This window comes from Salinibacterium sp. GXW1014 (assembly GCF_044769865.1).
Lineage (GTDB): Bacteria > Actinomycetota > Actinomycetes > Actinomycetales > Microbacteriaceae > Homoserinimonas.
The window spans coordinates 1,785,958-1,808,618 of sequence record NZ_JBIZWA010000001.1 but is presented as its reverse complement, the minus strand read 5'-3'; the positions used below and the strand labels follow the sequence as shown (position 1 = coordinate 1,808,618).

Genomic DNA, 22,661 nt, shown 5'->3' with positions numbered 1-22,661 from the left:
TTCCCACATGAATCACTGGCGCGGCTCCGAACGGCTTTCGTCGGAGCAGCGGGAGAGCACCGCGGCGGCGGCGCGATCGGCCACACCGTCAAGTGATACCTCGCGCGCAGCCCACGCGGCGAGTTGTGCACGGGACTCCGGAACGGACGCGGCATCCAGCGCAGCCGACATCGCGCGAGCGACCGAATCTGTCGAATAGTCGACCGACCATCCGACTCCGTTGGCTGCTGCGAAACTCCTCGCCTCCCCCTCGCCCGCGTATACGACGGGTGTTCCGCAGGCGATGGACGCGTAGAGCTTGGTCGGGAACGCGATCGCATACACGTCGGGACGAACACTCGCGAGGGTCGCTTTTGCGCCTCGCATCCACTCGCCAACCTCAGCGCCCGGCATGCGCGCGTGGAACCGCACGGCATCCTCCGGCAACGACGCAGCCCGATCTCGAAGCGCATCGAAGTCGGCCCCTTGCCCAATGAATACCAGCCGCGCATTTGGATGTGTCGCCAGCACGATCTCGAATGCGTCGAGAAAGATCGTGGCACCGTGGACCTCCGACGCCGTCCCCGCGTAGAGCAAGTAGGGGGCGCCCAGGTCAATCGCCCTGCCGGAGGCTGCGAATACGCTCGTGTCGACGCCGTTGCCGATCGTGACGACGTCACTGCGCGAACCGAGGTCACGCAGGCGCGAAGTGACGGATTCGGACACCGAAAGCACGGCGCTCGCCCCGTTCACAGCGAACCTCTCCATGACGCGAAGTGTCGTGGAGACGATGCTGGGGACACCTACCGCCACGACGGCGTCGGCCCAGACATCCGCCGCGTAATAGACGTAGGGAACTCGACGGAGTGCGCAGGCAACACGCATCAGCACGCCCGTCGTGGGCGGCGGCTCAACGACAACGACATCAGCTTTAGGGCCGCAAAGAATCCTGAAGAAGGCCGGGATGTCGAAACTGAGATAATTCAGATAACCCCTGACGTAGCCGTCGCGATCACGAAGCACGGGGGCACGACGGATGGAGATCTGGGGCAGGTCGGCGCCGTCCACCGCGAGACCCTTCGGCGGGGTAGAAGTCACGACGCGGACGGCTGCACCCGCATGACTGAGCCGGCGAGCCAGCGCAGCCAGGCGAAAACTCGCGGCCGCAGGCTCCGGCGTGAAAATGCGGGATACGATCGCCACCCGAAGTCCAGTCATCGAGCCTCCCCCGTACTCGACAGGAGTCCCTCGATGATCGAACGCTGGGCCGCCTCGTCTTGCTCAGAAGAGAGTAGTTGTGCGGCCGCGTGGACTGAGGCCTTGAATCGGCGCACCGACTCCGCGTTCAGACCGCGCAGCACCTCCGCGAGTGTCTCAGCATGGAAATCGCGCGCGATGAGGCCCAATGAGTGGTCGGTGATGAGACGATCCGTCTCGAAGGATGTCCCGAAGACGATCGCGACCCGCGCCTGCACGAAGTCAAAGAACTTGTTCGGCAACATGTAGCGGTGGTTGATGGTGCGCGGAGGAAGCGAGAACACTCCCACGTCGTAGGCGTTGAGGGTCGCTGGCAGGGCGGAGGGATCGACGGCCGCATGGAAGGTGATGCGTTCGCTCCCGCGTGATCGAGCGCGAAGCTCACGGAGGTACCGGCCACCGTCGCGCGCGGGAACAAGGTAGAGATCGAGTGTGAACCGCTCGCCCGCAAGGAGAGCAGCGTCGATCAGCGTCTCGATATTGCGCCCCGGCACTGCGGCTCCCGAGTGGACCAGCCTTATTCGATCCTCCTTCACGCCGCAGGGCACGAGGTCTTGGAGCGCGAGCGCATTCCTGACCACTGCGGTTGTCACACCGAACTCTCGCTCGTAGAGATCGGCGATCGACCTGTTCACGGTTGAGACCGCTCCGCACTTCCGCAGGTAGACGCGGCACACATTGCGCATGAAGGGGGCGACGAGGAGTCGCCACGAGAGCACATGAGTGCGCTCACCGGGCGCCCACTCATGCATGTCGCCCCAGACGGGAGCGCCATTGGCGACTGCGAAAGCAAGCGGCAGGGCCCTTGCCTCGTTAGCTACCACGAGGTCGAAGTCTCGGTTGCCGATGAGCTCCCGCGCCGTGCGGACCGCAGGAGCGGTGAGTTCGACGGCTCGGAAACGTCGCAGAATCAGGCGCATCACGCCGGCTGGTGTCTGGGGTAGCGAAGCCTGCTCCACGGGGATTTCGAGATGAGCGGAAGCGCGCTCGGGAGAAGGGCCATAGCCGACTGTGACCACATCGCCGTACTGCGCAAGAACATCGAGCTGGCGCAGAACACGGGCATCTGCCACGAACTCGGAGAACGAGATGCACAGGATCCGTGGGCGAGCAGACATATTCCCCATGCTACGGCGCGTGCGCCTGTGCCCAGGCTGCTTCGACGAGCCCCGTCTAGAATCTAGGGAGTACGCGAGCTACGTCGCGTCGCCCGAGCCTACGAGGAATATACCCATCGTGAAGATCGCTGTCATCGCCCTCGGCAAGATCGGCCTGCCGCTCGCCGTCCAGTTCGCATCGAAGGGCCACGAGGTGGTCGGCGTCGACGTCAACCCACGGGCCGTCGACATGGTGAATGCGGCACAGGAGCCGTTCCCGGGCGAGGCCCACCTGCAGCAGAAGCTCGAGGAGCTCGTCCCGGCCGGACGGCTGCGGGCCACCACCGATTACGCGGCTGCCGTGCCCGGCGCCGACGCGGTCGTGCTCGTCGTGCCGCTCTTCGTCGACGACGAGGCGCGCCCTGACTTCGGGTGGATGGATGCCGCGACACGCTCGCTCGGCGAGCACCTCACCCCCGGCACGCTCGTCTCCTACGAGACCACGCTTCCCGTCGGCACCACCCGCACGCGCTGGAAGCCCATGCTCGAAGAGGTCTCCGGCCTCACCGAGGGCGCCGACTTCCACCTCGTGTTCTCGCCGGAGCGGGTGCTCACCGGCCGGGTCTTCGAAGACCTGCGCAAGTACCCGAAGCTCGTCGGCGGGCTCAGCCCCGAGGGCGCCGCAAAGGCGGTCGAGTTCTACAACGCCGTGCTCGACTTCGACGACCGCACCGACCTCCCTCAGCCCAATGGCGTCTGGGACCTGGGCAGCGCCGAGGCTTCCGAGATGGCGAAGCTGGCCGAGACGACGTATCGCGACGTCAACATCGGCCTCGCCAACCAGTTCGCCCGCTATGCAGCGACCCAGGGCATCGACATCTACCAAGTGATCCAGGCGACGAACTCGCAACCGTACAGCTACATCCACCAGCCCGGAATCGCCGTCGGCGGCCACTGCATTCCCGTGTACCCCCGTCTCTACCTGTGGAACGACCCGGATGCGACGGTGGTGCGCGCGGCCCGTGAGGCCAACGCCGGCATGCCCGAGTACGCCGTCAACCTGCTCGAACAGGAACACGGTCCGCTCGCGGGGGCATCCGTCGTCGTGCTCGGTGCGGCATACCGCGGCGGGGTCAAGGAGACCGCGTTCTCCGGGGTCTTCGCCACCGTCGACGCGCTGAAGGCCCGCGGGGCAGAGGTGAGGGTGCACGACCCGCTCTACAGCGACGAGGAGCTCGCCGCGCTGGGCTTCGCGCCCTACACGCCGGGTGAGGCCGCAGACGCGGCCGTCATCCAGGCCGACCACGTCGAATACCGCACGCTCGCACCATCGACGATCCCAGGCATTCGTACTCTCGTCGACGGGCGCAGGGTGACCAACCCCGCCGTGTGGGCCGGCGTCGGTTATCGCACTATCGGGCAGCCGTGACGGCGACAGCCTGCGATGTGCGGGCGATGGCCTGCATGAGCATCGCCAACAGCAACGGGTAGGCCAGCGCGCCGACCATGAGCACGATCATGGGCGAGGGCATGAAGCTCCACCACCACTCCACCGCCGTGTTGAGATTCCAGCCGAAGTTCGCGTCGCCCGAGATGTACCGGCGCATGTTGTTATGCAGAGCGATCGCGTGCGCGAACGACAGCGCACCCACTAGCAGCCACATCTGCAGCCGGGTCAGGCGCAGATCGCCCGCCCCATATGCGGCGACGCCTGCAAACACGACGATGAGCGGCAGCAGGTACCGCGGTTGCACCTGCTCGCCGACGGGGAACGCCCCCTGCGTGAGCACCCATACCGGCAGCAGCCACAGCACGGCGACGAGCCCCAACAGCATGAGCCCCTTGCGCCAGGTCATTCGACCCAGGCCGGCGACGATCACAACGAGGAAAGCAAGGATGCCCGCGAACGTCACGATCGCCGGGAACTTCGTGTCGAGCCAGCCGAGGCCGTAGTCGCCCCCGAAGATCCCCGCCCACAGGGACGGCACCTCCAAGAAGTTCGAGATGGCGAGCTGGACCTTGTCGACCGAAGCGTGGCGCTCAACGATGGCTTCCGCGCTGACCGCTCCAGTGAAGCCGGATATCCCCGATCGCACCTGGCGCGCCGATAAGAAGAACGCCACAGAGAGCGCCGCGAGCACGCCCGGCAGAATTAGGCCGAGAGCGTAGCGACGGGTGCGCGCGAAGCCGAGCACACTGCCGACGCCCAGCGCGATGATCGTGTACATCGCCGCATCACCGCGGGAACCCGCACTCATCACGGCGGCGATCACGGTGATCGCGCCGAGCGCGACCTTCCGCCAGCCGTGGCTCTCGAAGAACCCCAGCAGCGAGATCCACACGGTGCCGAGACCGATCACCGCCCACCCGCTCGGGTTGTTCGACGCGATGAGGAACAGGCCTAGGGGCATCGTGGTGACGACCCAGGCCAACAACAGCATGGGACGACGCTCGGGGCGCAGCAGCGCGAAGAGGGCCGATGTCAAGGTGATGAACACCGCCACTGAGACGAAGCGCATGGTGAGTGCGGCGGCCTCCACGTCATCCCCGACGAAGACGTTCATGACCGAGTAATAGACGGGCGGATAGCTGGGATTGAAGTTGCCGCGCGTCGTCACCGTGTCCGCCGTGACGTCGCCATCGAGCAGTTGGTCTTGGCAGGCGGCACTGTCGGTGGCGTCCCAGCGGAAGCAGTGCCCCGCCTCCACGACCTCTTCGGGTGCCACGCGCACAGCGGTGTTGTCGCCCGCTTCACAGTCAGCGCTCGGGCTATCAGCACACCACGCGCTCGTGAGGTGGTAGTCGTCGTCGGGGCTCGAACCGAGCGGCGAGGCGAACACCCACGCGCCCAGCACGAGCAGTGCCAGCAGCGGCGCTAGGTGCAGGGGGCGGATGCGCCGGATGACGCGGGTCATCCGAGGCGAACGATCGCGGGCCGTCACAGGCTGAACCTGCGGAGCCGCCCGCGAGCACGCCCGAGCGCACGCCCGAGCGCACCGCGCACGGTGCGCAGTGGCTTGGTAACGCGCCAGCTGAGCGTCGAGGTGAGCTGGTCGAGCACGGGAGCGGCACCCTCATGCTTGAGCATCGAACTCAACCGAACCACGATCCCCGGGGGGAACAGTTGCACCGAGGAGTTGGCCTTCTCGATGATGCGGGCCTCAGCATCCTGCCACTCCTCCGCCGCATGCACGGTGTAGGAGGAGTGCCCCACCGAATCCCAGCGTCGATAGACCGACGTGAGCGCATGAACCTCGGTGACCCCGCAGGTCGACGACGCGCGCACGATGAGGTCCCAGTCCTCGCACACCGGCAGCGATTCGTCCACCCTGCTGCCGAGCTTCTTGAACAATGATGCCGGGAACGCGAGGGCCATGAACGGGGTCTGGTTGGCCTCGTAGTTCCGCGCGAAATCGAAATCCTTGCGGTAGGCGGCATCCGCCCGGGAGTGTGTGAGGAACCCGGAGCGCCCGTCGGGCCAGCTCGTCTCATTGACCTTCTGAAGCGCGGCATCCGCCCTGAGAACACGGCCGCGACTGATCGTGGCGGCCTCGTGGAAACGCTCCACCCAGTCGGCCATGACGATGTCGTCGTCGTCGAACACCACGACATAGTCGCCCCGGGCCTCTTCGAGGCCGACATTCAACGGCCGTCCACGGCCACCGCCCTGCACGTCGATCACCCGGACGCGGTTCGAGAACCTCGCCGGGTAGGCGGCGACGATCTGCTCGAGCTGCGAGATGGTGTCCGCGTCGACGTTGTGAGCCAGCAGGATCAGCTCAAAATCTTCATCGACCTGCGCCGCGAGGCAGAGCATCGCGTCCTTGATGGGCTCGATACGCTTTCCCTGCGTGCGCATCAGCACTGAGAGGAACGGCGCGTCTGCTTGTGGAGGTGCGTCGAGTTCGGCCCGGACGGCTGCGAGATGCTCGGCGATCGACGGCGTGATCGCCGGCTCCGCCAGCAGCTGGTCGAGCAGCTGTGAGAAGGAGCTTCGCGTCGGCGGCGTGGATGCCGATCCGGAATTTGCGGTGATCATGGATGCCCCTAGAACCGGTGGACGGCGTAGTTGCCGTTGATGAACTGGCCAACGGAATGGCTCGGGTCGAGCCGCTGTGGCAGCAGGCCCGCCTGCCGTCGACGCGTGAATTCCACGAGTGCGCGCCCTACATGGCTGTCGGCTGGCTCGCGCCGGAATGCGGCGACGATGTTTTCAACGATGTCGTCGCGGGAGTACTTGTATGCGAGTAGCAGCGCGGCCTCAGCGGAGTAGTAGTGCTCGGCCTCGCTCGCCACCATGTCGCCGTGGCGGGTGAGGCGCTTGTCATGGAAAAGTCGTGCAGCCGGGGCGTGCCGAACCCCGTGGCCGGCCAGCTTCACCCGCCAGGAGTAGTCGACGTCGTCGCAGTACAGGAAGAATGTCTCGTGGTCGAAGCCGCCCACCTCGACGAAGACGCTGCGTCGCGTCATGGAGCAGGCCCCAGAGGACCAGCTCGTCTCGCCGGTCACCGTGTCGAAGTCCTTAGGGTGCTCGAGGGGCAGCTGCCGGCCATCGACCACCCCGACCCCCTCGGCGGAGGCGACTGCGATGAGTTCGGCGAGCGTCTCGGGAGCGATGAGGGAGTCGGGGTTGAGGAACAGCAGCAGGTCTGACGTCGAGTCGGCCGCCAGCAGGTTGTGTCCCTGGCCGTGCCCACTGTTGAAGCCGAACAGGACGTAGTCGAATGTGCCCCCGGCTGCCTCGACGGCATCACCCAACCGCGCCGCGAGATCGGCGTCGAGCACGGGCTCCGGCGACGCGTCGCCGAGCCTCACGCCCCATTCGCCAAGGGCGCCTGACGCCACTGCAGTGCGGGCCGAATTGGCCACGGCTTCGACCGCCCGCTCGATGAGTGCGCTCTCGTTGCCGTACAGGACGGATTGGATCACAAGGCTCGGGGGATGCACGGAGAACATCCTACCGACCCAACTTTCTGCGCCCGCCGGGGGCGCAGCGTCAGGGGACGCTGACGGTCTGGCACCCGATCAACGGGTGTCCACCCACGCCGGTGTTGATGGCATAGAGGCAGATCGAGCGAGCACCGCTCGGCACTGCCACGTTCTGGAGGAACCCGTGATTGTCGCCCTGAGCCGGGAACGCCGCCTTCACATCTGGGCGTGCCACGTTGGCGAGGATGCTCGCCTTCCAGGCACCGTCCACCCACATGTCGACGTAGATGGGAGCCGTCGTGTCGGGATCGAACGCCCACCCCTTGATGTTCACGACGCCCGCGCCAGCGGAACGGACATGGTTGAGGTCGCTGCGTGGCACCGCAGTCCCAGTGTTCGGCGTCGGCGTCGGGGTGGGTGTCGGCGTCGCTGCTCCCACCGTGACCGTCTGGCACTCGATGAGCGGGTTCACGCCCGCGCCCGCGTTGATCGCATAGACGCAGACCTTGTTCGAGCCTGCCCCGAGGGTCACTGCGGACGAGAATCCGTGGTTGTTGCCCTGGGCGGGGAACACCGCCTTCACGTCTGGGCGAGCGACGTTCGCGAAGATCGACGACTTCCACTTTCCGTTCACCCAGACGTCCACGAAGATCGGGAGGGGGGTGTCAGCGTCGAATGCCCAACCCCGCACGGTTGCAGAGGTTCCCGAGAGCTTGATGTCGTTGACGTCCCCCCGCGGCACGTATCCCCGGTCTGGGGAGGGCTTCGGCTGGACCGGCACGCTGGGGTCAGGCGTCGGCGTGGGCGTTGGTGTCGGCGTCGGGGTTGGCGTCGGGGTTGGCGTCGGAGTCGGGGTTGGCGTCGGAGTCGTCGCGGCTCCGGCGGTCGCCGTGCGGCACCCGAGCAGGGGGTTCACCGAGCCGCCGCCGATGTTGATCGCATAGGCGCACACATTGTGGGCGCCCGCCGGCAGGTCGATGTCGCCCAGGTAGCCGTGACTTGCCGACTGGTAGGGATATGCGACCTTCACATCGGGCCGCGACTGGTTAGCTCGCAGGGACTTCTTGTACACGCCGTTGGCGTACACGTCGACCCAGATGGGGTCGGTCGTCTCAGGGTCGAAGGCCCAGCCACGAATGGTGACGCCTCCAGCGCGGGACGTCACGGCGTTCACGTCGCCGACGGGGTTGAGGTTGGCCGGCGCCCCAGTGGAACCGAACCAGTCGCTGTAGTACGCAAAGAAGTTGCGGTTGCCGTAGGAGCTGCACCCGTCGCCGGTGCCGTAGATGTTTGCAAGCGCCGCGCGGTTGGGCTGATACGGGGTGTAGTTGTAGAGCGCTGCCGTTGCGGCGTTGGCGATATAGACCGGGGCAGAACCGCATGCAGCATTCGGATGCCACTGAACGTTGCGGGTAACACCGGCACGGAAGTTGAACGACTGCGGCGAGGCCTTGTAGGCCTTGAACTGACGCGAAGCCGACCAGACCTGATTAAAGAAACCGTAGTAGTTGACGTCGCAGGCTGCAGTGTCGGGGCAGCCGTAGCCCATCGCCACCGTGAAATCGGCAGGGATCGGGTTGGTCTTGCCGACGAGGCCGCGCTCCTTCTGCAGGGTGACCAGCAACACCTTCGCGCTGATGCCGCAGGCTTGCTGCACCTTGAAGATGATGCGTGCCGCCGACTCGCCAAGTGCACCCGGATAGGCGGTGCACTCCACCTTGCCGGACGAGTCGGAGAAGTACTGCGGCTTGTTCGTCGTATCCATCACGAGTTGTTTGAGGCAACCGTTCGGCCCGCAGGCGCCAGGAGCGGCCGAGTTGAGGAAGTTCTGGATCTGCGCCTCGGTCATCCCGTTCGGGTTGAAGAACTCCGCGTCGCTGATGATGTACCCCGGGTTGAAGAGGGAACCGCTCGCTGCGTCAGCCGGCTGAGCGGGAGTCAATACCGCTCCAACTGTGAGGCCAGATGCGACCACTGCCAAGACGGCAAGAACCGTCACCGCCCGAGAACGAAAACCCGCCGCAAACCTACGCACGTAACACACCCCTACCGCGCCCATTCGAGGGCATCGATTTACAAGGGTAACGGACTCGCGCCCGAATCGCAGGCAACAAGAACGCCGGTTTTTCCGACTGAAGCTACCCCTCGTTCTCGCCGAGCAGTCCCAGCAGATACGTGCCGTAACCGCTCTTCACGAGCGACTCCCCCAGCGCCCGCAACTGGGCATCATCGATCCAACCGGCGCGCCATGCGATCTCCTCGATGCATCCGATCTTGAAGCCCTGGCGATCTTCGATTACGCGCACGTACTCGGATGCCTGCATCATCGACTCGAACGTGCCCGTGTCGAGCCACGCTGTACCCCGGTCAAGCACCTGCACCTGCAGTCTGCCCGCCTCGAGGTACCTCTCGTTGACGGTCGAGATCTCGAGTTCGCCGCGCGCGCTCGGCTCAATCGTCTTCGCGATCTCGACCACATCGTTGTCATAGAAGTAGAGGCCCGGCACCGCGTAGTTGCTCTTCGGCTTTGCCGGCTTCTCCTCGATCGAGACGGCTTTCATGGCGTCATCGAACTCGACGACGCCATACGCGGTCGGGTTTGACACGTGGTACGCGAAGATCAGGCCGCCCTCGACCTCGCCGTGGTTGCGCAGCGACGAGCCGAGGCCCGCACCGTGGAAGATGTTGTCACCGAGCACGAGGGCCACGCTCTCGTCGCCGATGAACTCCTCGCCAATGATGAACGCCTGCGCGAGACCGTCCGGGGAAGGCTGCACGGCGTATTCGAGACGGATGCCCAGCTCGCTGCCATCGCCGAGGAGCGCTTTGAACTGCGCGTTGTACTCGGGTGTCGTGATGATGAGGATCTCGTTGATGCCCGCCATCATGAGCGTCGACAGCGGGTAGTAGATCATGGGCTTGTCGAAGATCGGCATGAGCTGCTTCGAGATGCCCTTGGTGATGGGCCAGAGCCTGGTGCCGGAACCGCCGGCGAGAATGATTCCGCGCATCACGCGTCCTTCTGGTTGAGGAGGTCGTAGTAGCGACGGATGTCGTCGTACTGGGGTAGGAGCCCCTGCCCGGCAGCCTGGGCGAGGGTTGGGGCATCCGTGTCCTTGGGCGAAAGGAGGGGCTCCCCCGCCTCAGGCGGGAAGACAAGGCCGACCTGCTCATCGAGCGGGTTGATGCCGTGCTCCTTGCTGGGGTTGAACACGTCGCTCACGAGATAACTCACCGTCGCATCATCCGTCAGCGCGACAAAGCAGTGACCGAGACCCTCAGCGATGTAGATGGCGCGACGATCCTTGTCGTCGAGCAGCACTGAATCCCACTGCCCGAACGTCGGCGACCCGACACGGATGTCAATGACATAGTCGAGCACTGCCCCGTGAGTGGCCGTCACGTACTTGGCCTGGCCGCGCGGAACATCCGCGAAATGGATGCCGCGAACGACCCCGCGCTTGGAGACGGAGGTGTTGGCCTGCCGCAGGTCGATGGGGTGACCGATCGCCTCCTCGAGACGGTCGAAGCGGTACCACTCGAGGAACACGCCGCGGTCGTCGCCGAACTGTTTGGGGGTGATCTCGTAGGAGTCGGGCACGGAGAGTTCTCGGATCTGCACCCGACGATCCTACCCAGAGGCGGCCCCGGGGGACTTCGACGGGCGCACCCCGCAGAAAACGAGCTCGATCCGCTCAGTCGTTGAGTGACGCCTCGTATGCCTCGATCGTCGGCTGCGCCTCACCGACGGCCTCGAGCGTTCCCTTGTTGAGCCAGGCTGCGTGATCACACATGGAGCGCACCGAGTCCATCGAGTGGCTCACCAGGATCACCGTCTTGCCCGACCGCTTGAACTCAGCGAACTTGTCGAAACACTTTTTCTGGAACTCTGCGTCACCAACGGCCAGGACCTCGTCGACAACGAGGATGTCAGGGTCGACATTAATCGCGACGGAGAAGCCGAGGCGCACGTACATTCCCGAGGAGTAGTTCTTCACGGGCTGGTCGATGAACTGCTCGACGCCCGAGAAGCCCACGATGTCGTCGAACTTGCGGTCGATCTCCTTGCGCGACATCCCCAGGATTGAGCCGTTGAGGTAGATGTTCTCGCGGCCGGAGAGCTCATGGTGGAAGCCTGAACCGACCTCCAGCATGGCGGCGAGCTTGCCGTAGTGCGTGATCGTGCCCTTGTTGGGGTGGTAGATCTTGGCGAGGCACTTGAGCAGGGTCGACTTGCCCGAGCCGTTGCTGCCGATGAGCCCGAAGGTCGAGCCCTCGGGCACATCGAAGCTCACATCCTGCAGGGCCCAGAAGTCCTCGTGCACCGAGGTGCGCCCGCGCATGATGGCCGACTTCAGCGTCTGGTTTCGCTCGTGATACATGCGGAAGCTCTTGCTGACATGGTCCACGCGGACCGCGACGTCGCTCACAGTGCCTCCGCCAGGTTCTTCTCGTTGCGCCGGAACACCCAGAGTCCAACGACGAGCGCACCGACCGCCCACGCGAGGCAGACAAGCCACGCCGTCGGGTCTGGCCAGCGGTTGTCGTAGAGCAGATTACGGAACACCTCGAGGAAGTGGACCATCGGGTTCAGGTGGTAGAGATCGAGGATCGTCACGGGGGTGCCCCAGATCCCGCCGACGCCCGCCGACGCATCCGCCACCATCGTCACCGGGTAGATGACGGGGCTCAGGTACATGCCGAGCTGCAGGATGATCGAGAGGAACCACTGCGTGTCGCGGAAGTAGACGTTCGCAATCGAAAGCATGAGCGCAAGGCCCGAGGCGAACACGGCGAGCAGCACCATCGCCACCACCACGAGCGGAAGCCACGGCAACACGAAAGCGCCAAGGATGCTCAGCACGACGACGAGCACCGCAATCTCGAAGAGCCAGTTGTAGGCGGCCGACGCCACCTGCGAGAGCGGAAGCACGACCCGGCTAAAGGCAACCTTCTGGATCAGGCCAGCATTGGAGACGAGTGACGTCACGCCCGAGTTCAGCACGTTGGCGAAGAAGATCCACGGCAGTAGGCCGCAGAGCAACCAGATGGCAAAGACGTTGAGTCCGCTCGGGTCGCCAGGCGGCAACTCGATGCGAATGATGAACGCGAACACGAAGGTGTAGATGAGCATGAGCGCGAGCGGGTTCGCGAGCGACCACAACTGGCCGAACACGGTGCGCTTGTATTTGCCCTTCACCTCGCGCATCGTGAGGTTGATGAGCAGCTCGCGAGAGGCGAGCATCTCCTTCAGATAGTTCATGCATCCCCACTTGAGGGCCCGGGTCGGCCATCGAACAATCTAGCCTAAGCCAGCCGTGGAGCCGTCTAGGATGGGTCGGTCATGTCCACCTCGCCCTCCTTCCGACCCCGCGTCGCCGTCGTGACGGTGAGCTACGGTTCGGCCGATGTGCTTCCAGCCTTCCTTGACTCCATTCCAGATGCGGTCACAGGTGACATCGAGGTCGTCGTGGCGGACAACAAGGCGAACGGACCAGAGGATGTCGCGGCGCTGGTCGCGCAGCACGGCGCCCGTCATATCGCCCTCCCCACCAACGTGGGGTACGGCGCGGCGATCAACGCCGCGGTGAAGTCCCTCGACGCATCCGTCGAATGGGTGCTCGTGAGCAACCCCGACCTCGTGATGAGCGCCGGCGCGATCGACACGCTCGTCACGACAGCGGACGAGGATGCCCGCATCGGCGCGGTCGGCCCGGCGACCTTGACCGCGGAGGGCGAGTTGTATCCCTCGGCACGAGCGGTGCCGTCACTCCGCACGGGAGTTGGGCACGCCCTCTTTGCGAACCTCTGGGTCGGCAACCCCTGGACACGCCGCTACCGTGACGACACTGTCAACACGAGCGTGCGTTCGGACGCCGGCTGGCTCTCCGGCTCCTGCCTGCTCGTGCGCCGCTCCGCCTGGGACGAGGTCGGTGGCTTCGACCCCGAGTTCTTCATGTACTTCGAGGACGTCGACCTCGGCTACCGTCTGGGCCGCCACGGCTACCGCAACGTCTACGAGCCCGCCGCAGTCGTCACCCACACGGGCGCCCACTCCACAACCTCAGACTCCGGCGCGATGATCCAGGCGCACCACGACAGCGCCCGCCGCTTCCTCGACAAGAAGTACTCGGGGCCGCTCCTCCTGCCCGTGCGGCTCGCGCTCCGCGCGGGGCTCAGCATGCGCTCCGCTCTCATGAAGCGCCGGATGGCGCGCGGCTAGAATCTGGGGGACCGCCAAGGAGGCACACCCCTTATGAAGATGCTCGTCACCGGCGGAGCCGGGTTCATCGGTTCCAACTTCGTGCACCACGTGCTCAGCGAGACCGACCACAGTGTCACGGTGCTCGACAAACTGACCTACGCCGGCAACCTGGCGTCGCTGGAAGGCCTTCCGAAGGACCGTTTCGAGTTCGTGCAGGGCGACATCTGCGACGCTGAACTCGTCGACGAGCTGTTCTCCCGCCACGATGCCGTCGTCCACTACGCCGCCGAGAGCCACAACGACAACTCGCTCGACGACCCGCGGCCCTTCCTCGACACCAACATCATCGGCACCTACACGCTGCTGGAGGCGGCACGCAAGCACGGCATCCGTTTCCACCACATCTCGACCGATGAGGTCTATGGCGACCTCGAGCTCGATGACCCGAAGCGCTTCACGGAGCACACGCCCTACAACCCCTCGAGCCCCTACTCCTCGACCAAGGCTGGCAGCGACCTGCTGGTGCGGGCGTGGGTGCGTTCCTTCGGCGTCAAGGCGACCATCTCGAACTGTTCCAACAACTACGGGCCCTACCAGCACGTCGAGAAGTTCATCCCCCGCCAGATCACGAACGTGCTCCGCGGCGAGCGCCCCAAGCTCTACGGCACTGGCGAGAACGTGCGTGACTGGATCCACGCGGATGACCACTCCTCCGCCGTGCTGGTGATCCTCGAGAAGGGTGAGATCGGCGAGACCTACCTGATCGGCGCCGACGGGGAGAAGAACAACAAGGACGTCGTCGAGCTCATCCTCACGCAGCTCGGCCAGCCCGCCGACGCTTACGACCACGTGAACGACCGCCCCGGCCACGATCTGCGCTACGCGATCGACTCGACGCGCCTGCGCACCGAACTCGGGTGGACACCCGCCTACTCCGACTTCGAGGCCGGTCTTGCCGCCACGATCGAGTGGTACCGCGAGAACGAGCACTGGTGGGCGCCGCAGAAGGACGCGACCGAGGCCCGCTACAAGGCGCAGGGACAGTGATGTCGCGCATCCTCATCGCCGGCGCGAACGGGATGCTCGGCCGCGACCTGCAGACGGTACTGGCCGGCACGGATGTCACGGCACTGGGCCGCGCTGAACTCGACGTGACCGACCTCGACGCCGTGCTCGCGGCATCCGAAGGTCACGACGTCATCATCAACGCTTCCGCCTACACGAAGGTGGACGACGCGGAGACGCACGAGGATGACGCCTTCGCCGTCAACGCGACGGGCACAGGCAACCTCGCGACGGCGGCGGCGCGGCACGGCGCGCGCTTCGTGACGGTCTCGACCGATTACGTCTTCGCCGGAGACGCGAGCGAGCCCTACCCCGAGGACGCTCCGATCGACCCCAAGAACGCCTACGGGCGCACCAAGGCGGAGGGCGAGCGGCTCGCCCTCGCCGCACACCCCGACAGCACCTACATCGTGCGCACGGCATGGCTCTACGGCGAGCACGGGCCGAACTTCGTCAAGACGATGCTGCGCCTGGCCGCAGACCGCGAGACCTTGAGCGTCGTCGACGACCAGGTCGGACAGCCCACGTGGACGCTCGACCTCGCGCGCCAGATCGCAGCGCTGATCAATTCGGATGCGCCGGCTGGCGCCTACCACGGCACCAACGGCGGTCAGACGAGCTGGTTCGGCTTCACGCGCGAGATCTTCCGCCTGAGCGGCCTCGACCCCGAGCGCGTGCTGCCCACCGACAGCGCGTCCTTCGTGCGCCCCGCTGCGCGCCCCGCCTACTCGGTGCTCGGCCACGCTCGCTGGGCAGATGCCGGTCTCTCCCCCATGCGCTCCTGGCAGGAGGCCCTCGCGGAGGCATTGGCCACTGGAGTTGCGAGCGCGTCATGACGACGACCCTGCGCGTGCTCCTTGACCCCGTCACGGCGCCCGTGCCGGGCGGTATCGGTCGCTATACGGAGGAACTTGCCCGCGCATTGATCGAGGTCGCACCGGACGGCTGTGCCGTCGCAGGGGTCATCCCGCGATCGCCAGCCGAGGATCGCGAACGGCTCACGACGCTGCTTCCCGGCCTGGAAGAGCTAATCGAGTTGCCCCTGCCGCGCCGCGAGCTCCACCTCGCCTGGCGGGCGGGCGTGACCACGTTCCCCGGGCGCACGGGGAACGGCGAGATCCGGAGCGCCAAGGGCATGCTCCACAGCGCGAATGCCGTCGCTCCGCTCGGCAGGCACGATCGCATCAACGAACCGGGCAACCAGACGGTCGTGACCGTGCACGACGTGACCGCCTGGACGCATCCGGACGCCCTCCCCAAGGGCCGGGCCGCGCTGCTGCGGGCCATGGTCAAGCGGGCTCACCGCTACGCCGACGCCGTCATCACGCCGACGCACGCGGTGGCCGAGCAACTCAACGAGACCCATAATTTCGGCGACCGCATCCGCGTCATCGGCGGTGCCGTGAGCAGCAAGCTCGCGACACCGGTCGATGCGGATGCCCGTGCCGAGGCCCTCGACCTGCCGGAGCGTTACATCCTCACCGCGGGGACCCTCGAGCCTCGCAAGCGCCTCGGTGCACTCATCGCATCACTCGCGCACCGGGACTCCGTCGATCTCCCGCTCCTCATCGCGGGACCGGAGGGCTGGGGTGGTGTCGATGTCGCGGCGGTCGCCGCCGACCACGGACTCGCGCCCGACCGGGTGCGCACGCTCGGCTTTCTGCCCGACGCCGACCTCGCGGTCGTCATTGCGCGCGCCAGCGCATTCGTGCACCCGAGCGTCTCCGGCGGCTTCCCGCTCCCCGTCATCGAAGCATTCAGCTTTGGGGTACCCGTCGTGCACTCCGACGACCCTTCGGTTGTTGAAGTCGCGGCCGACGCCGGTGTCGCGGTCGAGGCATCCGACGACTCGGAATACCCGGCACGGCTCGCCCGCGCGATCAGCGACGTCGTGAGCGACAAGGAGCGAGCATCGCGACTGTCGTTGCTCGGGCAGGACCGCTCACGCGCCTACGCGTGGGACTCCGCGGCGCGCGAGGTCTGGAACCTGCACGCCGAACTCTGACGCCGTTACTGCGATACCAGAGCAGCGATAGCCAGCGCCGCGTCTCGCGGAGCGACTTCGGAAGCCTGGATAGTTGGGTCGTCAAACGGCAGCTGGAGCGCGACTGCGGTGACGATGACCCAGTTGCCGTCGAGCACGAAGTGCACGGAGCAGGAGTCGTCTGCCTCATCGCACGTCGCGTAGCCCGAATCTTCCCGGGCGCCTGGGACGCTGACGTTCTCAAGCTCCTCAACTCCAGCGCTGTCGAACGCCCATTCAGCCTCCTGCAGCCAGTCGATGGTGCCGTACGCCGCGAGGTCATTCGACGCGGCGGAGATGCCGCAGGACGGGATGCCTGGGAGGCCAGCCATCGACTGCGCGGCCGACCGGGGTGACCACCCGCCCCCTCCTCCGGCGAACATGAGTGGGGTATTCGTCTCGAGGGTGCCGCGGATGAGGTCGATGTCCGCGATGTCGTCACATGTCGCAGCGAGGTCCTGCGAGGGCACACTCACATCATTGCGCGCTGCTGACGCGAGCGAATCCGCCACACCCTCTGCGAGGGCGGCAAAATCCGCGGAATCGGCCCCTGCGCCGTGGGCGGAGATGCGAATCCAGTCGCCCTCCTCGCTCAGGAGGTCGCCCACGCAAGCGCTGTCCACGCACTGGGGTTCCGCCGGGACATGCCACGGGTGGTCCCACTCAGCCTGAGCTTGGGGCAGGATCGTTATCTCCACTGCGGCGCTGGAGCTGCCCTTAGGCGAGTCCCCCCACTGGCACGCGATCCCTCCCACGGTGCGAATCACGTACGAGCTGGGAACCGAGCTGTTGAGGGCCGGGTCAGCTAGGTCGAGTGATGCGCCCTGGATTCCCAGCAGGTCGAATTCCTCCGTACCCACTAGGTCGTCGCATCCGAGATCCCACGCAGGCTGAGGCGCGGTTGTCGATTCGCCTTGCGCGACTGGTTCGGGCGATGGTGGCGTTGAACTCGCTGTGCTCGTGCCGCACGCGGCCAAGGAAAGGACGGCAGCGACTGAGACAGGCATGGCGAGGACCTTCAGCATTCGAGACATGCTTGGATACTGCCAGTCCGATGGCCCCTCCCCACAGGGGCTTGAGGCAACGATCACATATCGGAGATTGCTGACGCCGGCTACTCCGCGGGGCGCACCAGCGAGTCCTGCACGATCGCGTGGATCGACGCGTAGTCGGGGTAGATCGTGTCGACGCCCGAGTCGGGAACGAGTTCGAGCGTGGCGATCGCATGCTCGCGCGACTTGCCAGCGAGGTCGACGAGGACGCTGATCATGACATCGGGGATGTCGGTCTTCACGACCTGGGTCCCGGCGTCGGCGACCGCCTGGAACTTGTTGACGACGTTCGTCGGCTCCATCTGCGTGATGATGGCCTGCTGCACCTGGCGCTGGCGTTCCATGCGCTCGAGGTCGTTGCCGTCGAAGCGGGAGCGCGCGTACCAGAGCGCCTGCTCGCCGTTCATGCGTTGCGGCCCTGCCTCGAAGTAGCCGAAGGGGGTTGGGCTCGTGACCGGCCCGTATGCCAGGCGCTCCGGCACCTCGATCTCGACACCGCCGAGCGCGTCGATGAGCTGCTGGAACCCCTGCATGTCGATCAGCACGTAGTAGTGCAGGTGCAGGCCGGTGACGCCCTCGACGGCGTCGCGCATCGCCTCAAGGCCGGCGTTGCTGCCGTTCGCCTCGGCATCCGGATACAGCTCCGAGTGCTGTTCGCCCATCGTGTAGAGGTAGCTGATGAGGCATTCGTCGCCGCAGTCGTAGCCGTTCGGGTAGGCCTCGAACATGGGCGAGCCCTCGGAGAAGGTGGCCCGCTCGAAGTTGCGCGGCACGCCGATGATCGTCGTCGCGCCGGTCTCGGCGTCGACGCTCACGACGGAGATGCTGTCGGGTCGCAGGCCCTCCCGGTCGGCTCCCGCGTCCCCGCCGAGGAGGAGGATGTTGTAGCGACCATCGACCGGCTCGGCGTAGTCACCGCTCTGGAACACCGAGACGATCGCGTCGCGCGCCACGCCCGCGAGGTGTGCACCGTATGCGGCCCCACCCGCCGTCAGGACGAGGGCGACGACCGCGACGCCGGCCAGGAACGGCCGAGCACCCGGCGAGGCCTTCACAAGCCTGACCAGCCGCAGGGCGTCGAGCGTGAGGACTACCCAGAGCACGGCGTATGCGCCGAGCAGCACCTGACCGACCGTGAGCGCGATCGGGTTCGTCGCGAGGGTCAGCAGCACCGAGCTGTTCACCAGGAACACGACCAGCGCGAGGAGCGCGACCGCCCACAGCACGAAGGTCGCCGAGACACCGAAGCGGCCCAGGCGGCGGTTGCCTGCCAACAACTGGGCCGAGCCCGGGATGAGCACGTTGAGCGCGACCAGCCACCACGCCCTCGCCGTCATCACCTCTCGCGAGCTGGTGTCGGGGTGGCGCACGGTCGGCCTCGCCGAGTGCACGCTGCGTGCTGCGGATGCCACGGGCTAGAGGCGTGCCTTCAGCGCGGTGTTCTTCTCCTCGACGATGTGCTCGAGGTCACGGGAGTACTGCGCGAGCTGCCCGGCGATCGCGGCATCCGTCGAGCCAAGGATGCGAAGCGCGAGCAGACCGGCGTTCTTCGCTCCCCCGATGGAGACGGTCGCGACGGGGATGCCGGCGGGCATCTGCACGATCGAGAGCAGGGAGTCCATGCCATCGAGTCGCGCGAGCGGCACGGGCACGCCGATGACCGGCAGCGTCGTGACGGAGGCGACCATGCCCGGCAGGTGCGCTGCCCCGCCGGCACCCGCGATGATCGCACGGATGCCCCGGCCGGCCGCCTCACGGCCGAAGGAGATCATCTTGTCGGGCGTGCGGTGCGCCGAGACGACCTCAACCTCATGGGGCACGCCGAACTCGCTGAGCACCGCCGCCGCTTCGCCCATGACGGGCCAGTCGGAGTCGGAGCCCATGATGATCGACACGAGCGGTGAAGGCATGGGCACGATAGTAGCGGCTAGGAGGCGAGCATCTCGGCAGCCGCGCGCGCCTGATAGACGACATCGTCGAGGTCGTCGCCGCCCATCGAGACGTGGCCGACCTTGCGGCCGGGGCGCGACTCCTTGCCGTAGGAGTGGAACTTGACGAGCGGATGCCCCCCCATCGCCCGCGAATAGCGCGAGTCCAGGGACTCACCCATGGGGCCGCCGAGCACATTCACCATGACTGACCAGGGGTCGCGACATCCGGTGCCGCCGAGCGGGAGGTCGAGCACGGCCCGGAGGTGCTGCTCGAACTGGCTCGTGGTGGACCCCTCGATGCTCCAGTGGCCGCTGTTGTGGGGACGCATCGCGAGCTCGTTGACGAGCAGGCGCTCGTCGGTCGTCTCGAAGAGCTCGACGGCGAGCACACCCGTGACGTCGAGGCCCTCGGCGACGGTGACGGCGATCTGTTCCGCGACATCCGACAGCTTGCCCATCGAGCGTGGGGCCGGGGCGATGACCTCAGCGCAGACGCCGTTCTGTTGCACGCTCTCGACGACGGGCCACGCCGCGATCGCGCCCGAGGGGCGGCGCGCCACCGACTGTGCGAGCTCGCGGCGGAACTCGACGAGCTCCTCCACGAGCAGGGCGCCGACCGCGGCATCCTCGAACCAGGCGATGGCCTCGTGGCCGCGGCGCACGACCTTGACCCCCTTGCCGTCGTAGCCGCCCCGCGGCGTCTTGACGACGGCCGCTCCCCCGTGGGCCTCGATGAACTCGTCGAGTTCCGCCTCGGTCGATACGGCGGCCCACTCGGGCATGGGCAGCCCGAGCTGGCCGAGCCGCTCGCGCATGAGGAGCTTGTCCTGCGCGTACAGGAGTGCGTGCGGGCCGGGCCGCACCGGCACGCCCAACTCGACGAGGCGCTGCAGCACCGCCTGGGGAACGTGCTCGTGGTCGAAGGTCACGGCGTCGAGCCCCTCCGCCCAGCGCAGCACCTGATCGGCGTCGCGGTAGTCGCCGACGGCGGTCGCGGCGAGCCCGGCGGGGCTGCCCTCCGTCTCAGCGAAGACCCGCAGCCCGATGCCCAGGTGGGTCGCTGCGGGGATCATCATGCGGGCAAGCTGCCCGCCCCCGATTACACCGACGGTCAAGGTCATGGGATCTCCTGGGGTCGACGAGCAGCGTTCGCACAGCCCGTTCCTGCACAGTGAACGGGCGGATGTCGGCGGTTAGACTGCGAACCGCCACACACCATCTTCGCCTATCCACGGGGTCCCCACTTTGCGCAGCGTACCGAGCACCACGGCACGGGTCGGCCGGATGCTGCAGAGTCGCCTCTTCGCGCAGCTCGCCCGCTTCGGTGTGGTCGGCACGGTGGGCCTCGTGATCGACGTGACACTCTTCAACGTGCTGCGCCTCACAGTGCTCTCACCCGAGGTGCTGCACGAGGGTCCCGTCGCGGCGAAGGTCATCTCCACCTCCGTCGCGATCCTCGCGAACTGGCTCGGCAACCGCTACTGGACCTTCCACCGCGAGCAGCGTGCCCATCCCGTCGGCGAGGGCCTGCGCTTCGCCGCCGTGAGCATTGCGGCCATGGGCATCCCGCTCACCTGCCTCTGGGTCTCGCACTACCTGCTCGGCTTCACGAGCCTCCTGGCCGACAACGTGTCGACCAACGTCGTCGGGCTCGCGCTCGGCATGGTGTTCCGATTCTGGCTCTACCGCACGTGGGTCTTCGCTGAGCCGGCAGCCTCAGGGGCGGCCGAGCGCCCGGTAGTGCCATCCGGCGTCGCGCCACTGCACCGGGTCCAGGCAGTTGCGCCCGTCGACGATCGCCGGCACGCGAACGACTGACGCGAGCGCCGCCGGGTCGAGTTCGCGGTACTCGCGCCACTCGGTGAGGAGGAGCACGGCATCCGCTCCCTCGGCGGCCTGCGAGGCCGTCCGCGCGACGGCGAGGTCGGGCTTACGGCGGAGCGCGGTATTGAGGGCCTGAGGGTCGGTGGCGACGACGTCGGCGCCGAGTTCGGTCAGGCGCAGCGCAACGTCGAGGGCTGGCGAGTCGCGCACGTCATCCGAGTCGGGCTTGAAGGCGAGCCCCAGCACGGCGATGCGCTTGCCCCGCACGTCGCCGCCGACGACCTCCTTCGCGAGGTCGACCATCCGCTCGCGGCGGCGCAGGTTGATCGCGTCGACCTCCTGCAGGAAGGAGAGCGCCTGGTCGACTCCGAGCTCCTCAGCGCGCGCCATGAAGGCACGGATGTCCTTGGGGAGGCAGCCACCGCCGAAGCCGAGCCCGGCGTTGAGGAAGCGGCGACCGATGCGGGCGTCGTGGCCGATCGCGTCGGCGAGCGCCGTGACATCCGCCCCCGTCGCCTCGGCGACCTCGGCCATGGCGTTGATGAAGGAGATCTTGGTCGCGAGGAAGGCGTTGGCCGAGACCTTCACCAGTTCCGCGGTCGCGAAGTCGGTGACGACCTTGGGCGAGCCATTCGCGAGGGCGGCCGCGTAGACCTCGTCGAGCAGGCCCTCGGCCGTGTCGTCGCCGGGGGCGAGCCCGTAGACGAGCCGGTCGGGCGCGATCGTGTCCTTCACAGCGAAGCCCTCGCGCAGGAACTCCGGATTCCAGGCGAGGGAGGCACCGGGTGCGGCCTCGCGGATGCGCTCATACACTCCGGCGGCCGTGCCGACGGGCACGGTCGACTTGCCGACGACGAGGTCGCCGGGCTTCAGGTGTGGAAGGAGCGACTCGACAGCGGCGTGCACGTAGGTGAGGTCGGCGGCGTTGCTGCCGTCGAGCTGAGGCGTGCCGACCGCGATGAAGTGCACGCGGGCGGATGCGACGGCCGAGACATCCGTGCTGAACGACAGGCGGCCTGACGCGCTCGCGGTCGTCAGGAGCTCGGGCAGCCCTGGCTCATAGAAGGGCGGCCGGCCCTCGGCGAGCAGCTCGATCTTGTGCTCGTCGACGTCGATGCCGACGACCTCATGGCCGATCTCTGCCATGCAGGCCGCGTGGACGGCTCCCAGGTACCCACAACCGATGACCGAGATCTTCACGCCGTCTCCCTCTCCAGGCCGAGCGCCGGGGGCGGCGGTGTCGCACCCCGGCGCGTCACTGCATCCGAATGAGGGCAACCTACCTCACCCGGGTTACCG

Annotated in this window: 21 protein-coding genes; 6 read left to right on the top strand and 15 right to left on the bottom strand. The window is 66.7% G+C overall.

The window, feature by feature from the left end; all coding sequences use genetic code 11:
* Positions 1 to 12 precede the first annotated feature (12 nt).
* Positions 13 to 1,197: a glycosyltransferase family 4 protein gene (locus tag ACIQK7_RS08905; protein ID WP_403023491.1), complete on the bottom strand. Its 1,185-nt coding sequence runs from the start codon at positions 1,195 to 1,197 to the stop codon at positions 13 to 15.
* A complete protein-coding gene (locus tag ACIQK7_RS08900) occupies positions 1,194 to 2,354 on the bottom strand; it encodes a glycosyltransferase (RefSeq protein ID WP_403023488.1) in 1,161 nt (386 codons plus the stop codon). Before ACIQK7_RS08900 ends, ACIQK7_RS08905 begins: the two co-directional genes overlap by 4 nt.
* Positions 2,355 to 2,472: 118 nt before the next feature.
* On the opposite strand from ACIQK7_RS08900, the gene ACIQK7_RS08895 reads away from it, so the two are divergent.
* On the top strand, positions 2,473 to 3,762 hold the full coding sequence (locus ACIQK7_RS08895) for a nucleotide sugar dehydrogenase (RefSeq protein WP_403023486.1): 1,290 nt from the start codon (positions 2,473 to 2,475) through the stop codon (positions 3,760 to 3,762).
* Here the strand turns inward: ACIQK7_RS08895 and ACIQK7_RS08890 are convergent.
* From ACIQK7_RS08890 to ACIQK7_RS08855, 8 genes are all read right to left on the bottom strand, one after another.
* Entirely contained in the window at positions 3,746 to 5,248 is a 1,503-nt protein-coding gene (locus tag ACIQK7_RS08890; protein WP_403023483.1) for a DUF2142 domain-containing protein, read from the bottom strand. The genes ACIQK7_RS08895 and ACIQK7_RS08890 overlap by 17 nt on opposite strands.
* Positions 5,249 to 5,271: 23 nt before the next feature.
* Positions 5,272 to 6,372 carry a glycosyltransferase gene (locus tag ACIQK7_RS08885; RefSeq protein WP_403023480.1) on the bottom strand — a complete coding sequence of 367 codons (1,101 nt, stop codon included), beginning with the start codon at positions 6,370 to 6,372 and terminating at the stop codon, positions 5,272 to 5,274.
* A gap of 8 nt (positions 6,373 to 6,380) precedes the next feature.
* Positions 6,381 to 7,280, bottom strand: a complete 900-nt coding sequence (locus ACIQK7_RS08880) for a glycosyltransferase (protein ID WP_403023478.1) — start codon at positions 7,278 to 7,280, stop codon at positions 6,381 to 6,383.
* 49 nt (positions 7,281 to 7,329) lie between these two features.
* On the bottom strand, positions 7,330 to 9,204 hold the full coding sequence (locus ACIQK7_RS08875; protein ID WP_403023476.1) for a hypothetical protein: 1,875 nt from the start codon (positions 9,202 to 9,204) through the stop codon (positions 7,330 to 7,332).
* 196 nt (positions 9,205 to 9,400) lie between these two features.
* On the bottom strand, positions 9,401 to 10,273 hold the full coding sequence (gene rfbA / locus ACIQK7_RS08870; protein WP_403023474.1) for a glucose-1-phosphate thymidylyltransferase RfbA: 873 nt from the start codon (positions 10,271 to 10,273) through the stop codon (positions 9,401 to 9,403).
* Complete coding sequence (locus ACIQK7_RS08865; RefSeq protein ID WP_403023472.1) at positions 10,273 to 10,884, bottom strand: dTDP-4-dehydrorhamnose 3,5-epimerase family protein; 612 nt, start codon at positions 10,882 to 10,884, stop codon at positions 10,273 to 10,275. The genes rfbA and ACIQK7_RS08865 overlap by 1 nt, the downstream gene beginning before the upstream one ends.
* 73 nt (positions 10,885 to 10,957) lie before the next feature.
* Entirely contained in the window at positions 10,958 to 11,692 is a 735-nt protein-coding gene (locus tag ACIQK7_RS08860; RefSeq protein WP_403023469.1) for an ABC transporter ATP-binding protein, read from the bottom strand.
* Positions 11,689 to 12,525: an ABC transporter permease gene (locus ACIQK7_RS08855; protein ID WP_403023466.1), complete on the bottom strand. Its 837-nt coding sequence runs from the start codon at positions 12,523 to 12,525 to the stop codon at positions 11,689 to 11,691. The genes ACIQK7_RS08860 and ACIQK7_RS08855 overlap by 4 nt, the downstream gene beginning before the upstream one ends.
* An 81-nt stretch (positions 12,526 to 12,606) precedes the next feature.
* Here ACIQK7_RS08855 and ACIQK7_RS08850 point away from each other — a divergent pair, with 81 nt between their 5' ends.
* From ACIQK7_RS08850 to ACIQK7_RS08835, 4 genes are read left to right on the top strand one after another with little or no spacing between them, the layout of a single operon-like run.
* Positions 12,607 to 13,485: a glycosyltransferase family 2 protein gene (locus ACIQK7_RS08850; protein ID WP_403023463.1), complete on the top strand. Its 879-nt coding sequence runs from the start codon at positions 12,607 to 12,609 to the stop codon at positions 13,483 to 13,485.
* A 33-nt stretch (positions 13,486 to 13,518) separates the two neighbouring features.
* On the top strand, positions 13,519 to 14,514 hold the full coding sequence (gene rfbB / locus ACIQK7_RS08845; protein ID WP_403023460.1) for a dTDP-glucose 4,6-dehydratase: 996 nt from the start codon (positions 13,519 to 13,521) through the stop codon (positions 14,512 to 14,514).
* Positions 14,514 to 15,368, top strand: a complete 855-nt coding sequence (rfbD, locus tag ACIQK7_RS08840; RefSeq protein WP_403023458.1) for a dTDP-4-dehydrorhamnose reductase — start codon at positions 14,514 to 14,516, stop codon at positions 15,366 to 15,368. The genes rfbB and rfbD overlap by 1 nt, the downstream gene beginning before the upstream one ends.
* Complete coding sequence (locus ACIQK7_RS08835; RefSeq protein WP_403023455.1) at positions 15,365 to 16,537, top strand: glycosyltransferase family 4 protein; 1,173 nt, start codon at positions 15,365 to 15,367, stop codon at positions 16,535 to 16,537. The genes rfbD and ACIQK7_RS08835 overlap by 4 nt, the downstream gene beginning before the upstream one ends.
* A gap of 5 nt (positions 16,538 to 16,542) precedes the next feature.
* On the opposite strand, the gene ACIQK7_RS08830 is transcribed toward ACIQK7_RS08835, so the two are convergent.
* The 4 genes from ACIQK7_RS08830 to ACIQK7_RS08815 all read right to left on the bottom strand — a co-directional run bounded on the left by ACIQK7_RS08830 (position 16,543) and on the right by ACIQK7_RS08815 (position 20,659).
* Positions 16,543 to 17,163 carry a hypothetical protein gene (locus ACIQK7_RS08830; protein ID WP_403023453.1) on the bottom strand — a complete coding sequence of 207 codons (621 nt, stop codon included), beginning with the start codon at positions 17,161 to 17,163 and terminating at the stop codon, positions 16,543 to 16,545.
* A gap of 506 nt (positions 17,164 to 17,669) precedes the next feature.
* Positions 17,670 to 19,019: an LCP family protein gene (locus ACIQK7_RS08825; protein WP_403023450.1), complete on the bottom strand. Its 1,350-nt coding sequence runs from the start codon at positions 19,017 to 19,019 to the stop codon at positions 17,670 to 17,672.
* A 3-nt stretch (positions 19,020 to 19,022) separates the two neighbouring features.
* The gene (gene purE / locus ACIQK7_RS08820; RefSeq protein WP_403023448.1) at positions 19,023 to 19,517 is read right to left on the bottom strand and encodes a 5-(carboxyamino)imidazole ribonucleotide mutase; all 495 of its coding nucleotides are present in this window, start codon (positions 19,515 to 19,517) and stop codon (positions 19,023 to 19,025) included.
* Between the two features lie 17 nt (positions 19,518 to 19,534).
* Positions 19,535 to 20,659: a 5-(carboxyamino)imidazole ribonucleotide synthase gene (locus tag ACIQK7_RS08815; RefSeq protein WP_403023445.1), complete on the bottom strand. Its 1,125-nt coding sequence runs from the start codon at positions 20,657 to 20,659 to the stop codon at positions 19,535 to 19,537.
* Positions 20,660 to 20,822: 163 nt separating this feature from the next.
* On the opposite strand from ACIQK7_RS08815, the gene ACIQK7_RS08810 reads away from it, so the two are divergent.
* Positions 20,823 to 21,356: a GtrA family protein gene (locus ACIQK7_RS08810; protein ID WP_403023442.1), complete on the top strand. Its 534-nt coding sequence runs from the start codon at positions 20,823 to 20,825 to the stop codon at positions 21,354 to 21,356.
* Here ACIQK7_RS08810 and ACIQK7_RS08805 read toward each other — a convergent pair.
* Positions 21,255 to 22,562, bottom strand: a complete 1,308-nt coding sequence (locus ACIQK7_RS08805) for a UDP-glucose dehydrogenase family protein (RefSeq protein WP_403023439.1) — start codon at positions 22,560 to 22,562, stop codon at positions 21,255 to 21,257. The genes ACIQK7_RS08810 and ACIQK7_RS08805 overlap by 102 nt on opposite strands.
* Between the last annotated feature and the right edge of the window lie 99 nt (positions 22,563 to 22,661).

Coding starts and splice junctions, on each gene's coding strand:
- ACIQK7_RS08905 (WP_403023491.1), bottom strand. CDS start 1,197: ATGACTGGACTTCGGGTGGCGATCGTATCCCGCATTTTCACGCCGGAG.
- ACIQK7_RS08900 (WP_403023488.1), bottom strand. CDS start 2,354: ATGTCTGCTCGCCCACGGATCCTGTGCATCTCGTTCTCCGAGTTCGTG.
- ACIQK7_RS08890 (WP_403023483.1), bottom strand. CDS start 5,248: ATGACCCGCGTCATCCGGCGCATCCGCCCCCTGCACCTAGCGCCGCTG.
- ACIQK7_RS08885 (WP_403023480.1), bottom strand. CDS start 6,372: ATGATCACCGCAAATTCCGGATCGGCATCCACGCCGCCGACGCGAAGC.
- rfbA (WP_403023474.1), bottom strand. CDS start 10,273: ATGCGCGGAATCATTCTCGCCGGCGGTTCCGGCACCAGGCTCTGGCCC.
- ACIQK7_RS08855 (WP_403023466.1), bottom strand. CDS start 12,525: ATGAACTATCTGAAGGAGATGCTCGCCTCTCGCGAGCTGCTCATCAAC.
- ACIQK7_RS08850 (WP_403023463.1), top strand. CDS start 12,607: ATGTCCACCTCGCCCTCCTTCCGACCCCGCGTCGCCGTCGTGACGGTG.
- rfbB (WP_403023460.1), top strand. CDS start 13,519: ATGAAGATGCTCGTCACCGGCGGAGCCGGGTTCATCGGTTCCAACTTC.
- rfbD (WP_403023458.1), top strand. CDS start 14,514: ATGTCGCGCATCCTCATCGCCGGCGCGAACGGGATGCTCGGCCGCGAC.
- ACIQK7_RS08835 (WP_403023455.1), top strand. CDS start 15,365: ATGACGACGACCCTGCGCGTGCTCCTTGACCCCGTCACGGCGCCCGTG.
- purE (WP_403023448.1), bottom strand. CDS start 19,517: ATGCCTTCACCGCTCGTGTCGATCATCATGGGCTCCGACTCCGACTGG.
- ACIQK7_RS08815 (WP_403023445.1), bottom strand. CDS start 20,659: ATGACCTTGACCGTCGGTGTAATCGGGGGCGGGCAGCTTGCCCGCATG.
- ACIQK7_RS08810 (WP_403023442.1), top strand. CDS start 20,823: ATGCTGCAGAGTCGCCTCTTCGCGCAGCTCGCCCGCTTCGGTGTGGTC.